Origin of the sequence: Anaerocolumna chitinilytica (assembly GCF_014218355.1) — a bacterium.
Lineage (GTDB): Bacteria > Bacillota > Clostridia > Lachnospirales > Lachnospiraceae > Anaerocolumna > Anaerocolumna chitinilytica.
This window is the reverse complement of record NZ_AP023368.1, coordinates 5276902-5293616: the sequence shown is the minus strand read 5'-3', so window position 1 is coordinate 5293616 and position 16715 is coordinate 5276902. Positions and strand designations below refer to the sequence as shown.

Sequence of the window (16715 nt, the reverse complement as noted above, 5' to 3'; positions counted from 1 at the left end):
CATGTTTGAAGGAATAACTAATTTTGTAAAGGAAGTGATAAGAAGAATGTTTCCAATAAAAAATATTAAACAAGCCATGAACATGGATGTTGCAATCACTCCTGCTATGGTTGACAAAATAGAAGAGTGGTCCCAAATGCTAAAAGGTAAAGCTGAATGGGTTGATAATGATGCTGTATACTCTTTAAGATTGGAACAGGGAATCGTCAGAGAGTTTTCTAATATATCGTTAAATGAAATGACAAGTAAAGTTTCAGTTGAAAAGCTTGATAAAATATACCAGACAGCAATTAAAGACCTTAATGAGAATTTGCAAAGCGGAATAGCTCTTGGACAGATGGTTATTAAGGCTTTGGGAGAAGATAAAGTCGAGTATGTATTAGCAGACAGCTTTATCCCTATAGAATTTGATGAACGCGGCAGGCTTACAAAGGTTGTATTTGTGGAAATCAAAAGAATAAAGGATGATGATTATTACTTCCGTTTTGAATACCATGCGTTAGATCAGAATGGGCTTACTATTACAAACAAAGCTTATCACGGACACAGCAAGAATGATTTAGGCATGGAAGTACCGCTTGCAAATGTACCGGAATGGGCAGAGCTTGAACCATATATCAACTATCCGCTAATGACTAAGCCAGACTTTGGTTATTACAGGAATCCTATAAAAAATGAGATAGACGGGTCGTTTAATGGCGTGTCTATCTTTGATTCTGCAAAGTGGTTAATTAAACATGCAGATGAACAGTACGGCAGGCTGAATTGGGAGTTTGAAAGCGGTGAAAGAGCTGTGCATGTTGACATTACAGCATTGCAGCCTAATACATCGTGGAGTACAGAACAAAAGCAATCAGTGGCTAAGTTAAATAAAAGAATGTATCGAGGCTTAGACATTGAACAAGGTCAAGGAAAACAATTATTTGATGTATTTTCGCCAGAGTTCAGAGATCAGTCAATATTGAACGGGTTAGAAGAATACAAGCGTAATATTGAGTTTTCAGTCGGTTTATCCTACGGCGATATATCTAACCCTTCAGTGGTAGAAAAGACCGCCACGGAAATTATAAGCGCAAAGAAGCGTAAGTATAATACGGTATCAGCTATACAGGAAAACTTAAAAGATTGTCTTAGTGACCTGGTGGATGCATTGGCATTTTATAACGGAATGGCAACAACAGGGTATCAATTTATCTGTGACTTCAAAGACAGTATTCTTGTTGATGAAGAGACAGAAAGACAGCAAGACAGGCAGGATGTTTCTATGGGTGTAATGCCGTTATGGGAATATCGTGCTAAATGGTATGGAGAAGATGAAGCAAAGGCCAAGTCAATGATACCTCAGCAGCCAAATGTTGTTATATAAGGTGGTGATACAATATGCTGACACCGGCAGAACTTGAACAAATACCAATTGAGATACAAAAGCTTATGCTTGACTTGTCTATGAAACTTATGCTTGACGTTGTAGACAGAATTAACATGATTAACAGCATATCTCGTACAGCAGATTATGAGATATATAAACTAAGCCGACTAGGAATAAGCAGTGATACCATTCGTAAAGCCTTACAATCTTCATTACAGCGTTCAAACGAAGAGATTGATAAAATATACAACGAAATAATAAAGGAGGGTTATTCAAGGGATGAAAAGCTATATAAGGCAACCGGGAAGCCGTTCACCCGATATGAAGATAATGCTCAACTTCAACAATTCATTGAGGCAATTAAAATCCAGACCAAGGAAGAGTTAAGCAATATTACTCAAACTACGGCTATTCGAGTATCAGGAAGGACCGGATCCCAATATGTTGATGTATCAAATTATCTTAAAGGAAAGCTTGACCAGGCAGTCACAGAGATATCCACAGGAGCATTTGACTATAACACAACCATAAAAAATATTATAAATGAAATGACTGATTCCGGGATAAGAGTAGTTGAGTATGAAAGCGGATGGCATAACAGAATAGATGTTGCTGCCAGAAGGGCTATTATGACCGGAGTAACACAGGTAACTAACCGTATAAATGAAATGAACGCAGAAAAGCTAGAAACTAACTATTTTGAGGTTTCATGGCATTCTACAGCGCGGCCCACACACCAGGTATGGCAGGGTAGAGTATACAGCAAAGAAGAACTTATAACTGTATGCGGACTTGGAACCGGCCCCGGGCTTTGTGGGTGGAATTGTTATCATTCATATTATCCATTTATACCCGGAGTATCCAAAAGACTTTATACAGATTTAGAGTTAGAAGAAATGAATCGTAAAGAAAATGAAGTTAAAGAATATAAGGGACAGGGATATAACAAATACGAGGCAACACAACGGCAACGACAGCTTGAAACAATAATGCGAAAGTATAGAGAACGCATATACCTTGGTAAATCAGCCGGACTTCCAGAAGATAAAATAATGATGGACAGAATTAATTATCAAGGAGCCATGCAGGAATATGTTGACTTTTCTAAGAAGATGCAGCTTCCGCAGCAAAGAGAAAGAATATATCAAGATGGATTAAGACGTGTTTAAACAAACGTCTTATTTTTATACCGGTCAGCGTATTAGACCTAAAACAGTCGGTCACTGGTGGATAGTAAAACACCTTAAAAAACTTATAAGTGAAAGGAAATATAGATATGAAAACAGAATTTCTAACAGAATTAGGATTAACCGAAGATCAGATTAAGTCAATAATGGCTGAAAACGGAAAAGACATCAAAAGAGAGCAGGACAAGGCTGTTAAATTGGAATCCGAAAGAGATAACTATAAAGAGCAGCTTGAAACAGCTCAAACAGCTTTAAAAGACTTTGATGGAGTAGATGTCAAAGACCTGCAGTTAAAGATTACAAAGCTCAATGAAGATTTAAAGGCAAAAGACACTGAATACCAAGGAAAGATTGCTGATATTGAGTTTAATAAGCTGCTGGATTCAGCAATTGCAGAAACCGGGGCCAAGAGCGCAAAGGCTGTAAGAGCATTTCTTGATATTGATGTTCTAAAGACTAGTAAAAACCAGTCTGAAGATATTAAAAAGTCACTGGAATCAATCAAAACTGAAAATGATTATCTTTTTGAATCAAATGAACCAATCAAAAAACCGGTAAGGGCTACAGGTAGTGACCCGGTATTGAAACCAATAACAGAAATGTCATACGATGAATATAAGGCGTATAGACAAGGAAAATAAAGAAAGAGGTATAAAACATGGCAAATACATTATTAACACCGCAGATTATTGCACAGGAAGCGCTTATGGTGCTTGAAAGCCAGCTTACAATGGCTAATTTGGTACATAGAGATTATTCACCCGAGTTTGTACAGGTAGGAGATACAATTACAGTAAGAAAACCGGCTAAATTTGTAGCAAAGAACTTTACAGGAACTACATCCAGCCAGGATATTACAGAGGGAAGCGTACCGGTTGTTATGGACCGCTTTCGCGATGTTACTGTAAAAGTTACTTCCAAAGAAATGTCCTTGGATATTAAAGACTTTTCATCGCAGGTTGTTACACCAGCATTATCTGCAATTGCACAAGCTGTAGACATAGATTTGCTTGCGGTAGGAGTTGCAAAAGCAGCTAAAACAGCTACAGTATCTGCAACACCAGTAATCAATGATATTGCTGGCGTAGGAAAAGCATTAGATATGTCAAAAGCTCCAAAGCAGAACAGACGATTAATGCTTCCCGCTGATATCCAGTATAAGTATAATACACTCGATAATTTTGCAAAGGTTTCATATGCTGGAGATTCTCAAGCATTAAGAGATTCAGAAATCGGAAAAGTATATACTTGTGAAACATTTTCTTCTGAAAATTGTCCTCAGTCTTCCGCTGCAACACCCGGTACAGTAACAGCTTATAAAGTTGTCGGAACAGTAAATACAACACAGTTTACCGTATCTGCCGGTTCTCCTGCAACTGGAACTATTAAGACAGGAGATCAGCTTATTGTTAATGGATATCTTTATACTGTAACTGCTGACCTAACGTTAGTTTCTGGCGCAGGCACACTATCAGTAGATCAGAATATACCTGCAACTATTGCTTCACCGGTTGATGTTAAAGTTATTAGTAAGGCCCATGCTCTTGGATTCCATAGAAACGGCCTTGCATTAGTAACTCGTCAATTAGAGCTTCCGATGGGCGCTTCTAAGGCTTATATCGCAAGTGCTAACGGTTTAGCAGTGCGTGTTGTTATGGATTACGATACTACTACCAAGACTGATACAATTTCCTTTGATATCATCTATGGTATTAAGGAACTTGATACATCTTTACTTGTAGACTTTGCTTAATTGATTGGAGGCAGCGCTAGTGAATAATTATGCAAATTATGCATATTACCAGGATACATACAAAGGGGCGGTACTAGATGCTGCCTCTTTTGATGTTTATGCCAGGCAAGCAACGGTATATCTGAAGCTGCAAACATCAAACAGGGTGGATGATAACAGTATACCTGATGAAGTAAAAATGTGTTGCTGTGATATTTCAGAACTAACCTATAAAGCAGACAAAGCCAGACATTCTGGCGCTGCTTCTGAAAAAGTAGGTAGTTATTCTGTATCGTATGAAAGCAATGCTGATATTGATAAAAAATTGATGTCAGAATCCTATACTTCTCTTATTGCATGGCTGGGAACAACCGGACTATTGTATAGGGGGTTATGATTATGTTTACTAACACGGATATCACTCTTTATAAAATAGATTCCCAAGGACACTATACAAGAAAACCTATTATTGGTATAACGTCTGCTTATGGTTCCTTTTGGGATGATGTAAAGCAATCAAATGTTCTTAAGACTGGTATGTTAACTGTTGATTCAGTAAGCATATTTATTCCTATAGGTAATATACCAGCTGGAGTAAACGATTTTACAACAGGAAAGGATTTAATAGCCAAAGGAGCTATTAACTTTGAAGTTGATAACACATCACAGTCCACGATATCAAGTTCATTGAAAACATTACAGTTAACTAACCGGGTTGTTACTGTATCAGTAGCTGATGATAAAAGATATGGTAGTCCTGATATGCAGCACTGGGAACTGTCATGTAAGTGAGGTGGCAATATGGGATTTAACGGACATTTAGAGATAAAATCAACTGATATCATGCTTAAAGAAAGAGGACTTGAACCTGGCGGAAGGGTACAGCAATTTATTGACCAAACAACTATCCGATATATGGGACCATATACACCTAAACTAAACGGTGTATTAGAAGAAAGTATTACAGTTGGAACCGTTATTGGTAGTGGAGAACTTATACAAGATACTCGCTATGCAAGATATTTATATTATGGAGAAATATACGGGCCTAACATACCAATATATGAGAATGGTCAATTCATAGGTTTCAGGTCTCCAAAAGGCAAAAAGAAACTCCCTACAGGCAGACCATTAAAGTATAATACATCAAAGAACCCATTAGCCGGAAAGATGTGGTTTGAAAGAATGAAAGCAGACCATAAGGATGATATCTTAAGAGGTGCTAAAAAGACAGCAGGTGCAAAATGAATATAATAGAACTTGTTAAACAAGTACTGTCAACATTTCCAAAAATAGCTGAACTTAACCAAGGAATCGGTATAGATTTTACAGAATCTAAAACTGATAATTGTGGACTATACCCGAACGGTGACCAGATATTAAAAGAAGATATAGTCGGGAACCAAGATAGACAACATAATTTCGTGCTATATGCAAGATTTCAGTCGTTTGTAGACTATGACAGGCTTGCAAATAGCACTTTTTTGTTGGAATTGGCTTACTGGCTCGAAAGAGCTGCCAATGACCAAGAAATAGAAGTAACTATAAACGATAAAACTGTAACCGGCACATTAACAAAGCTGAGTAGTGCTAATGGGATGCTGTTTGGATATGACACAGAAAACCTCACAGGACCAGTCACATATCAGCTACAAATTTATGCACAATACCATTTAGAAAGTGAGGTTTTATAATGGCTACAATAAAAAGACATTTATTGGCTCATTATGTTGATGCGGATGCTACCCAGGTTTCCCCTATTTATGTAAGGATAGGAGACCTTGTAGAAGAGTTAAACATTGAAATGAATGCCAATGTAGAAACTGTAAAAGATATTACCGGACATACATCTACTAGCGTGGATGGTTATGAGCCGCAATTGTCAATTGAACCATATTATGCAAAAGCTGGTGATGTTCTATATAACCGACTTCAAAAAATATTTGACGAAAGGCAAACTCTTGATGATCTATTGACGCATACGCTTGAAGTACATACCTGGGAAGAGGTTACATCCGGAGTATTTGTTGCTTATAGAGAAGATGCAATAATTGAGATTGTTTCTTATGGCGGAGATACAAAGGGAGTTCAGATACCTTTTAATTTACATCTGGTAGGAAACAGAGTAAAAGGTACATTTACAGCAGCAACAAAGACATTTACACCGGATTCCGGCACACTTGGAAAACTGGTAATCGAAGTTATTAAAGGTGGCACCACTACTACAACTAAGGTAAGCGATGTTGTAGGAGAGCCGGCAGGATCTACATTATACTATAAGCTTGGAACCAATTTAACAGCACCTAATTACGGGGATGCCTCCACGGGATACACTGCATTGACTACTGGCTCCGCAATTACAACGGCTGCTGGACAGTCAATTGTTGTAGTAGCTGTTAATACCACTATTGTAGCAGCTTCAGACATTGTTCCAGTTGTTGTAGGTGCTTAATAAATAATAAATCATTAGGGCGGTGGATATATTCCATTGCCCTTTTTTAGGAGGATATAACATGCAAAACATTAGTTTTGATGATGGACATATAGACTTAAGCATTAATGGGGATGAAAGTAAAATCATAAGGATATATCCTTCTGATATTGCTTTGATTGAACGTTTTAATGATGCAATAAATAATATCGAAGAGAAAATAAAATCACTTCCTGATGATGTTGAAATCAACCAGGCAGGAGAAGCAATCGAACAGCTTGGAGAATCCGCACAGATTATAAGGGAAACACGGCAGTATGTGAATGAACAGATTGATTATATTTTTGACAGCCCAGTAAGCAAAACCGTATTTGGAAATCAATCTCCCCTTTCTAGCCCTGGCGGTGAATTTCTTGTGGAAAGATTTCTTAATGCTGTGGCGCCTGTAATTAATAAGACTATCCAGGCAGATGTTAAAGCCAGGGAAGCACGAATTAAGAAGTATACGGGACAGGTGAAGAAAAAATGATCGGGCAGCTGCCTAAAACATTAGATATAAACGGAATATCTAGAGCCATTCGGAGCGATTACCGGGTGGTTTTTGTTATATTTGAAGCTTATGCAGATTCAGAAATGAATGATAACGATAAGTGCCGCACGATGCTTGAATGTTTGTATGAAGATTTTGAAAATATACCACAAGATGATTACCCGGAAGCAGTAAGTAAGGCGGTATGGTTTATCGACGGTGGTAAGCAATACGAAGAATCCAAGGATACAAGAAAAGTTCTTGATTGGGAACAGGACGAACAATTAATATTCCCGGCAGTTAACAAAGTTGCTGGGCATGAAATAAGAGCAGTTGAGTATATGCATTGGTGGACTTTTCTTGGATTGTTCAACGAAATAGGCGAAGGGTTATTAAGTACAGTATTAAATATACGGCAGAAGAAAAATAAAGGTAAAAAGCTTGAAAAATACGAACAAGAATTTTACCGGGAAAACAAACAACTAATTGATATCAAAATAAAATACTCCGCAGAAGAGTTAGAAGAAATGGAACGCATTAACCAATTACTTGGATAGGAAGGAGGTGTAATATGTCAGATGGCACGCTAAGATTTGATACCAAAATTGATACAGAAGGCATTGATAAAGGAACTAAAAGCGTCAAAGGAGCCTTAAAATCATTTGTTAACTCTTTATCTGCAATGGGATCTGATGCAAATAAAGCATTTGATATATCAGGTGCTACATCCGAAGCCAATGTAAAGATACAGGAATTAGTCGGAGAAATTGACCGATATAGAGATTCTCTTTATTACCTTGAAAAACAGGGTAAATATTTTGGAGATAAAGAATATGACCAAGCGTATTCAAAGCTTTCAAGACTTGAAGGCGAACTTAATACATACAAAAAATCATTATCTTCGGTAGATACTGCACAAAAGTCTGTTTCTAAGTCGGCAAATAAGACCGGGAAGATTATTGATAGTATGAGCAAGAGTACAAATAACGGACACATGAGTATGCTAAAAATGCTTAAAATGTCTCTGTTATTCTCAGTTGTTTTCCGGGCTTTAAGTGCAGCTACACAGGCTGTAACAGAAGGTTTTCAGAATCTAGCGCAGTTTAGTAAGCAAACCAATAAAGACATATCTACCTTGTCAACATCCGGATTAACTTTAAAGAACTCATTTGCTACCGCATTAGCTCCTATATTAACTGCAATTACCCCGGCTTTACAAACTCTTATAAACTATCTTGCACAGGCAATAACTACGGCTGGCCAATTCTTTGCTGTTTTCTTCAATGGAGCTACAACATTTACAAAGGCAAAGGAAGCACAGGTTGATTATGCTGCATCTCTTAAAAAGACTGCAAAGGAAGCTGAAAAATCATTATCTCCTATAGATAAGTTAAATATGGTCAGTGATAGTTCCGGTGGTGGTAATGATACCCCTGGAGTTCCTAAACCGTCGCAAATGTTTGAAAATGTACCAATAGACAGTAAAATAACTAACTTTGTTAAAGACCTTAAGAAGCAATTAGAGCCTCTTATAAAAGCTTTTGACAGATTCAAAGTTGCTATAACCCCATTTGCTAAAAATGTAGGGGCCGGATTGAAATGGTTTCTTGACAATGTAATTATACCGCTTGGAAAGTGGACAGTTACTAGTCTTATTCCTGGGTTTCTGGATGCTTTGGGGTCCGGAATTGGTGTGCTTAACTCTGTTATAGAGGTATTCAAACCATACGGGTTATGGCTATGGGACAATTTCTTAGAACCAATCGCTAAGTGGACCGGCGGCTCGATAATAACAGGTTTAAAAATGCTAACAGATGGACTTAATTCTTTGTCTAAATGGATGATGGATAATAAAGAATTAGTTGCCACAACAGTTATTGCAATTGGAACTTTCTTTGCAGCTTTCAAAGTAGCAGAATTTCTAATAGCGATAGCTCCATTGATAACAGCACTAGGCGGATTTATTACATCTGGTGGAATATTAACAGCAATATTATCCGGATTAGCCACGGTACTGGCAGCCATAACAAGTCCAGTTGCTATTCTTGCAGCAATGATAGCTTTATTAGTATATGGATTTGTTGACTTGTATAATAGCAGTGAAAAATTCAGAAATTCAGTTGCAGATTTAGGAAAAACGTGGGGAACCGCCTTAAAACCTATAGCTGACTTTGTTGGAACTTTATTTACTGATGCATGGGATAAAGTTCTAAGACCGGTTATTGATTTCTTTGTAAATACACTATTTCCACAATTAATGAGTACGGTTGAAACATTCTGGCAGAGAATACTTGTTCCGCTTGCTAATTTTATCGGTATTGTATTGCAACCAGTATTCAAAATACTCGGAGATATCCTAACTCAGTTATGGAAAAACATTGTACTTCCCTTGGCCAACGCAGTCGGAGCAACTCTTAAGCAGGCATGGGATGCAATATATTCCATTTTAAATAAAACTGTTATGCCTATATTCAGCAATTTAATTGCGCTGTTAACCTTCCTATGGAAGAACCTGATTAACCCAATTATTGATGTGCTTTGGAAAAACTTTAAACCTGCATTTGATGGAGTATTTAAAGATATTGGAGATACAATCAATGGTTTAAAAGGAGTATTAACTGGAGTATTACAGTTTATTACCGGTGTTCTTACTGGTGACTGGAAAAAAGCATGGGAAGGATTAAAGGCAATTGTTAAAGGTGTATTTGATAGCCTAGAAGCCTTTGCAAACTCTCCATTAAGAGCAATATTAAATATGGTATATGGTTTTATATACAGCATTATAGACGGGGTAAATACTCTAATAAATGCTATTAATAAAATCAATATCAAGATTCCCAAGACCCCGTTTTCTGATGCTTACCAAATCGGATTTAACCTTAAGACGATTGATAAGCCTAAAGTACCGGCCCTGGCAACCGGTGCGGTAATTCCTCCAAATAGCCAATTTCTTGCTTTATTGGGAGATCAGAAGAAAGGTGTAAATATCGAAGCACCTCTTGATACCATAGTTGAAGCCTTCAAAAAGGTTGGAGGAAATTCTAACGGTGAAAATGTTATGTTTCATATAACACTTATGCTTCAAAGTGGAAAGATATTACTTGATACAATTGTTGAAGCAGAAAAAGAAGTAAGCAACCAGACCGGTAAGCCGGCATTTCAATATTAAGGAGGAAGCTATGACAGGAAACGGATATGTAATAAAACGTGATGGAATAGCTTTCCCCAATGCTTTGCTGGCCCCGGATGGATATAGCAATACTCCAAACAGGCGGCAGGATAAAGGCAGCTATACTGACGGACAAGGAAAAACAATTCGTAATATACTTCCAATCAAAAGAACAACATCAAAGCTTAAAACAATAGAGTCACTTACATATGGTCAAAAGCTGATAGTACAATCATTCTTCCCAAATCGTGATTATGTCACTTTAGAGCTTTGGAATGATGAAATAAACGGATATGAAACTGCTACATGTTATATCCCAGATGTAGAATACACAATTCATCATATTGATAAACATGGAAATTTTTATTATAACGCAGTTGAAATCGAATTTATTTCATACGGAGGAAGTTAATGTATACCATATCTGAACAACTAAAATTAATATATAAAAATGACTTTATCCCGGCAGTACCACAGAATTATTTTAAATACTTGCTGCTGTACTTCCCGGATATTAGTCTTACCATAGATACAAGAGATTCCGGCAGAGTAGATATTGATAGTTTTAGTCTAGATGAAAGCTTGTGCAGCGCCAGTGATTTAACTTTAGGATCCTGCGAAGCATCTATGCTAAAAATAAAGATTAATGGAATAGTACAGGACCTTACCGGGAAAAAAGTTATCGTAACCCAATATGTGCAGGACGGAGATATAAGCTATGAAATGCCATTCGGTACATTTTGGGTTAACAGTGCAGGTAAACAGTCAGACCTTGGATTCAAGGAAATTACAGCCTTTGACGGTATGAAGAATACGGATGTTGATGTGTCGGCCTGGTATAACGGATTAACCTGGCCGCAGACGGTCAAAAGTATGCGTGAATCACTTCTTACATACTTAGGGTTAGAATACGAAGTACAGACATTAACAAACGATACTGTACAGCTCTCTAAAACCGTTAATACAAGCTCATTAATCGGAAGAGATATATTAAGGCGTATAACAGAAATTAACGCTGGATTTGGGCATTTTACGCGTGACGGAAAATTCAAAGTAATCCAATTATCAGGACTTGGTTTATACCCGTCAGAGGAACTTTATCCAGCAGAAGATTTATTCCCTTCTGAATCTGGTGAATATATTACCGCAGGATATGAAAGTGCAGATTATGAAGAGTATATCGTTGAACCTATTACTTCCGTTACGGCCCGGGAAGATGATGAAGATACCGGAGCAACGGCAGGTACACCCGGGAACAACTATATAATAACCGGAAACTTCTTACTGTATGGTAAATCTGGCTCAGAATTGCAGACTATAGTAGATAATATCTTTCTCCAGGTCAAAAATAAGTATTACAGGCCGCATAACACTACAATGATAGGGCTGCCGTATATGGAAGTAGGAGACAGCGTTACAATCATCACCAGCAATGATGCAATTGAAAGTTTTATATTCAAGCGAACACTGACCGGTATCCAAGCGCTTAAAGATAATATCAGTGCTTCCGGGAATCAAGTAAGGGACCAGAAAGTATCACCTGCTACAGAGATGCAGCAAACTAAAAGCAAGGTTCTTAAAATACAGAAAAGTGTAGACGGATTATCTGCAACAGTTTCTGACTTAGACCAACAACTTAGTGGTGAAATAGATGTACTGGCTGGCAAAGTGGTATTAAAGGTTAATTCAAGCGGTAGAATTGCATTAGTAGAATTAGATGCTGACCCAAGCACCGGAACTACGCTTCAGTTAAGTGCTGACAATATTAACCTTTCTGGATATACAACATTCAGCAATTTGAATACTCCTGGGCAAGTAGTTATTGACGGCGGTAATTTAAAAGCTGGAACAGTTCTTGCTGACACTGTAAGAACGGATTGGGTATACTCCAACAATATAAGTGCAAATCAAATTACTAGTGGAATATTAAATGGAATTGTAATAAACAGTCCATATGAATGTAATTTTGCAAGTGTTAAAGTCAAGGGAACTTCCAGCGCAACTACTGAAATTACTCCACTTACGGTTGAAACTACATATATTACTTGCACAACATTAAATAATGGGACACCTATAACAACAGCAAATAGAACTAGTTATACATATCCTCCAAGTTCACACTCTCACACAACATCAGGGGATATCAGTGCAACAACTGATGGAAGCGGAGGCATATCATTTTCTAATGGATTATCTGCTGCTGGATATCATTGGGTAGATGACAATTTTCAAAGAAAAACTTCTTCTGATATACGTCTAAAGAAGAATTATCGAACATTATCGGAATTACCATTATCATTGTATATGGAACTCAAACCATATCTTTATGAGTTTAAGATAAAGGATTATGGAGAAGGTTCTGCTATTGGATTTATGGCGCAGCAAGTAGAACAGGCATTTGAAAAATATGGGCTGAATCCATTTGACTATAATTTAGTACAAAAAAGAGACCCAAGAGATGGAACCGACGAAGATCAATACGTTTTCTTGGATAAAAAAGTACATTACATTAATTATGAAAATATGCATGCCTGGACAGCTCATGTATTACAGCAGGTAGTTGAAAAAGTATTCCCGGAGGTGATAGCAAGTGAATCTTGAAATATATGAGTTTAAAGAAAATTTAGTTAAATACATTAATACATCATCTCTTCCTGTATCAGTAAAACAGATGGCAGTACAGGACATACTTAATCAGCTTAATACTGCTACAGCTAATGCAATAAATAATGAAAGAGCTGAAAAAGAAAAGGCAGGTGAACAGGCAAATGGATAATTGGCAAACCGTATATGTTAGAATAAACTGGGTAAATAATCCGAATACATCAACCGCACTAGGCGCCACCAATCTGAATAAGATGGATTTGGCGCTTAGTTTGTTAGATGGGAGAGTAATATCACTTAATACTACAAAGTTAGATATTGCAGATGCTAATTCTTTAGTGGCCGATGTTACTCTTAATAATGGAGTATTTACCATACTCAAAAAAGACGGATCCCAGACTACATACGATACTAAAATTGATAAAATAGCTGTTAACATGACTTTTGATGCACCAAACCAAAGATTAGTGCTTCACTTAGAAGATGGAACAGAAGAATATGTGGATATGTCTTCGCTGATTACAGAGTATGAATTTGAAGATAGCTCAACTATAGCTTTTACTAATAATTCCGGAAAAGTATCTGCAAATATCAAAAATGGTTCTGTTACAGCTGAAAAGCTTCAGCCGGATTATCTTGCTGATATCACAGTACAGGCCAATATTGCGACAGCACAGGCCGAAGTTTCCACGGATGCAGCCGAAGATTCGTTAACATATCGTGATGCAGCATTGGCAGCAAAAACAGCCGCAGAACTTGCTAGGGACCAGGCGGCAGATATATCTAATGTTGGAATAGCAGGACCTAATAAGCTTGGATTAGTAAGCGGTAATGGTAATGCTGTACCTGATTCTTTGGGAGCTGTATGGGTTGATTCAAGCAAAGACAAAGCCACTCTAACCGGTTCCTCTGTACAGTTTACTAATGCCGACGATGCTTTAATAGCTCTTTCGGTAAAATGCAAGAGTACTCAAACTGTAACCACACAAGGAAAGCAGTTATTTGATAAAGCTAAGGTAGGAACTGTAAAGTATATTAACCCTAACACTGGAGTTCTTACAACCAGCACATATAACAACAATGTATCACCTCTTATTGCAGTAACTGCCGGTCAATCGGTAACAATCAGTGGTCACACATTCGTACAGCCAAATACTCCAGTAGGCTTAGCATGGCACGGCCCCACGGGTGCATTTATAAGTGGAGTATCTTACCAGAACGCTACCGGAAACGGCACATACTTAGCTCCGGCAGGTACTGCTTACGTTAGAGATACAGTAAACAATGTAGACCTAAATACAAGCCAGATGGAAATAGGTACAGTGGCTACACCATATGCGGCATTTGTTCCTACTAGCCCTAGTTTGGATTATCCAGCACCGATAACAAGTACTGGAGATGGTGGAAGCTTTGTTGCTGTTTCAAATGCAAAGAACTGGCTTGATATTACTAAAATAGGCACGGCATCTTCATGCACTAGAACATTAATAACTGATGGTGCAAATTATGCAGATGGAACCGCTAGCACATGGAAAAGATATTCTCAACCGATTCAACTCAAACCTAATACCACCTATGTTTTTAAAGCTAACGTCACAATTGTATCAGGAAGGTTCTGGTTAAGTGTACATGATAGTTTAAACTCATCTTCTAATGTTTTGATTGATGGAACACAAATCACCACAAGCGGAACATATACAATTTCATTTACAACAAATTCAGCTTCTAGCTATTACCTTAGATTTAATTTAACTAATGGAACTGCAACAACAGCTGACGTTACACTTACAAATGCGCAGATTGAACCCGGCACCGCCACCCCATACGAAGCCTACAAAGGCAATACCATCACGGTAAATTCCGGAGGATACAGTACATCGGATGGAACAGCAGATGTAATTGATTTACCTACAAAAAAGAAAACTGCTAATTGTGCTAAGATTGTGTATAACGGAAGCGAATCGGGATGGAGTTTGCAAAGCATTAATAGTTACGGCATTGCTAACTTTTTAATATCATTAACACACAAAACACCAGCTGGAACAAATTCTGCTTTGAGTAATATTTTAGCTCAACAATTCACTGGTATTGCTACAACAACAACAGAAGGATTTTACTTGGTTGGAGGAACACAATTATTTCTTCGCATAAATCAAGTCAGAGCTTCTACAGTGACACAATTACAATCACTATTAGCTGCTACTCCAATGACACTTATATATCAGCCTACATCCCCAGTAACCACCGACATAACCGCAACCCCTTCCAATTACTTAACCAGCTACAAAGGTATCACCAATGTATTTACAACAGATGCTACACAGCCTACTCTTACAGCCATTGCAAAATCTGAGTTGTGGGCAAGGGATTATTTGCAGGATGTTGCATTGGCAGATATAAAAGACAGCAATGTAACATTCACGGATGCTGTAGCAGATGCAACTATAACAAGTGGTAGCAAGATATCTGTTATTATTGGATTAATAAAATTTAAGTTGACAAATTTATTAAATTCTATAGGGACATTATCAGGGCTTTTAACTACCGCAAAATCAAATCTTGTAGCTGCTATAAATGAAAATACAACTAAATTATCTAATCTAGATTATATAGTTCAAACAAATCCAGATGTAGTCTGCATTGGTGATAGCTTGATGAAGGGCGGTACCTATGGAAACAGCATGGCAGTTTGGATTAGCATGCTGTTAAAAAAGCCAATTATTAATAATGCTGTATGGGGAAGATGGACGGTTGATGTTAAGACAAATCTTAAAACAGATGTATTAGATTTACATCCCAAAAAATGCTTGATATTAATGGGAACAAATGATGTTCATGGAGGTGCAACTCGAACAACTACACTTGATAATTACGAGTATGTTATTGATACACTTATTGATAATCATATTGAACCTATAGTAATATCTATTCCTCCAAGAGGTGATTATCCATCCGATAACGCGGCAATAAGATATATCAACTCAGCGTTGCTGTTTATGTGCCAAAAGAAAATGATTACATTTGTTGATATTTATAATCCGTTAGCTAATTCAGATGGAACCGTGAAGTTATACATGCTTCACAATGCAGACAACTTGCACTTTTCTACGTATGGTGGAGTTATAGCCGCTAAAGAAGTCGTAAAATCATTTACAGTTCCAACACAAAATAATGATACCTACACTAATATATTCAAAGGCGAATACCCGTTAATTGAAAATGGTATATTTACCTTAGATTCTAACAGTGATGGTCTTGCAAACAATTGGACAGCAATGGATACCGCAAATACCGTATTTACATTGTCTCCTAATCCAAAGGGCGGAAATTATCAGACAATAACTAAAAGTATATCTACAGCACTATTGACAGGAATTGAACAGACAATAGGTGCTTTTTCATCAAGTAATCAATACCATTTTGAATGTGATATAGACTTGTCGTTATCAAATCAAACTGATACAGATGCAAATCTAACTATATACTTTACCTATTATAATTCATCGTCTGTAGTATTGAGAACTGATACAATTGATGAACAATGGTATGCTACGGGAATACCTAATATTACGGTATATAAAGACTTTACACCACCGGTAGGTACCGCAAGTACGAAGATAACAATTAGAGCAATCGCAACATCTCCTTTTGTATTAAAAATTGGAAGAGCATATGCAAACATATTGAGGTAATA

The 16715-nt window shown here is 37.3% G+C and carries 16 protein-coding genes; all 16 read left to right on the top strand.

Features of this window, described 5'->3' with window-relative positions:
• Position 1: 1 nt before the first annotated feature.
• The 16 genes from bsdcttw_RS23310 (at position 2) to bsdcttw_RS23235 (ending at position 16713) form a co-directional block, all read left to right on the top strand.
• Positions 2-1366: a phage capsid protein gene (locus bsdcttw_RS23310; protein ID WP_185257152.1), complete on the top strand. Its 1365-nt coding sequence runs from the start codon at positions 2-4 to the stop codon at positions 1364-1366.
• A gap of 14 nt (positions 1367-1380) precedes the next feature.
• Complete coding sequence (locus tag bsdcttw_RS23305; protein WP_185257151.1) at positions 1381-2538, top strand: phage minor capsid protein; 1158 nt, start codon at positions 1381-1383, stop codon at positions 2536-2538.
• A gap of 107 nt (positions 2539-2645) precedes the next feature.
• On the top strand, positions 2646-3197 hold the full coding sequence (locus bsdcttw_RS23300; protein WP_185257150.1) for a phage scaffolding protein: 552 nt from the start codon (positions 2646-2648) through the stop codon (positions 3195-3197).
• 17 nt (positions 3198-3214) lie between these two features.
• The gene (locus bsdcttw_RS23295; protein WP_185257149.1) at positions 3215-4309 is read left to right on the top strand and encodes a P22 phage major capsid protein family protein; all 1095 of its coding nucleotides are present in this window, start codon (positions 3215-3217) and stop codon (positions 4307-4309) included.
• A 19-nt stretch (positions 4310-4328) separates the two neighbouring features.
• A complete protein-coding gene (locus bsdcttw_RS23290) occupies positions 4329-4685 on the top strand; it encodes a head-tail connector protein (RefSeq protein WP_185257148.1) in 357 nt (118 codons plus the stop codon).
• Positions 4686-4687: 2 nt separating this feature from the next.
• Positions 4688-5080 carry a DUF6751 family protein gene (locus bsdcttw_RS23285; protein ID WP_185257147.1) on the top strand — a complete coding sequence of 131 codons (393 nt, stop codon included), beginning with the start codon at positions 4688-4690 and terminating at the stop codon, positions 5078-5080.
• Between the two features lie 9 nt (positions 5081-5089).
• On the top strand, positions 5090-5536 hold the full coding sequence (locus bsdcttw_RS23280) for a minor capsid protein (protein ID WP_197979816.1): 447 nt from the start codon (positions 5090-5092) through the stop codon (positions 5534-5536).
• Positions 5533-5982 (top strand): hypothetical protein, encoded by a 450-nt coding sequence (locus tag bsdcttw_RS23275; protein ID WP_185257146.1) that lies wholly within the window; start codon positions 5533-5535, stop codon positions 5980-5982. Before bsdcttw_RS23280 ends, bsdcttw_RS23275 begins: the two co-directional genes overlap by 4 nt.
• Positions 5982-6740, top strand: coding sequence for a hypothetical protein (locus bsdcttw_RS23270; RefSeq protein ID WP_185257145.1), 759 nt, complete (start codon positions 5982-5984; stop codon positions 6738-6740). The genes bsdcttw_RS23275 and bsdcttw_RS23270 overlap by 1 nt, the downstream gene beginning before the upstream one ends.
• Before the next feature lie 61 nt (positions 6741-6801).
• Complete coding sequence (locus bsdcttw_RS23265) at positions 6802-7248, top strand: hypothetical protein (protein ID WP_185257144.1); 447 nt, start codon at positions 6802-6804, stop codon at positions 7246-7248.
• Positions 7245-7805 (top strand): Gp15 family bacteriophage protein, encoded by a 561-nt coding sequence (locus tag bsdcttw_RS23260; RefSeq protein WP_185257143.1) that lies wholly within the window; start codon positions 7245-7247, stop codon positions 7803-7805. Before bsdcttw_RS23265 ends, bsdcttw_RS23260 begins: the two co-directional genes overlap by 4 nt.
• 14 nt (positions 7806-7819) lie before the next feature.
• Positions 7820-10417, top strand: a complete 2598-nt coding sequence (locus tag bsdcttw_RS23255) for a phage tail protein (RefSeq protein ID WP_185257142.1) — start codon at positions 7820-7822, stop codon at positions 10415-10417.
• Positions 10418-10427: 10 nt separating this feature from the next.
• Positions 10428-10829 (top strand): DUF6711 family protein, encoded by a 402-nt coding sequence (locus bsdcttw_RS23250; RefSeq protein WP_185257141.1) that lies wholly within the window; start codon positions 10428-10430, stop codon positions 10827-10829.
• On the top strand, positions 10829-13018 hold the full coding sequence (locus tag bsdcttw_RS23245) for a tail fiber domain-containing protein (RefSeq protein ID WP_185257140.1): 2190 nt from the start codon (positions 10829-10831) through the stop codon (positions 13016-13018). Before bsdcttw_RS23250 ends, bsdcttw_RS23245 begins: the two co-directional genes overlap by 1 nt.
• Positions 13008-13193: a hypothetical protein gene (locus tag bsdcttw_RS23240; RefSeq protein WP_185257139.1), complete on the top strand. Its 186-nt coding sequence runs from the start codon at positions 13008-13010 to the stop codon at positions 13191-13193. The genes bsdcttw_RS23245 and bsdcttw_RS23240 overlap by 11 nt, the downstream gene beginning before the upstream one ends.
• Positions 13186-16713 carry an SGNH/GDSL hydrolase family protein gene (locus tag bsdcttw_RS23235; RefSeq protein WP_185257138.1) on the top strand — a complete coding sequence of 1176 codons (3528 nt, stop codon included), beginning with the start codon at positions 13186-13188 and terminating at the stop codon, positions 16711-16713. The genes bsdcttw_RS23240 and bsdcttw_RS23235 overlap by 8 nt, the downstream gene beginning before the upstream one ends.
• Positions 16714-16715 lie beyond the last annotated feature (2 nt).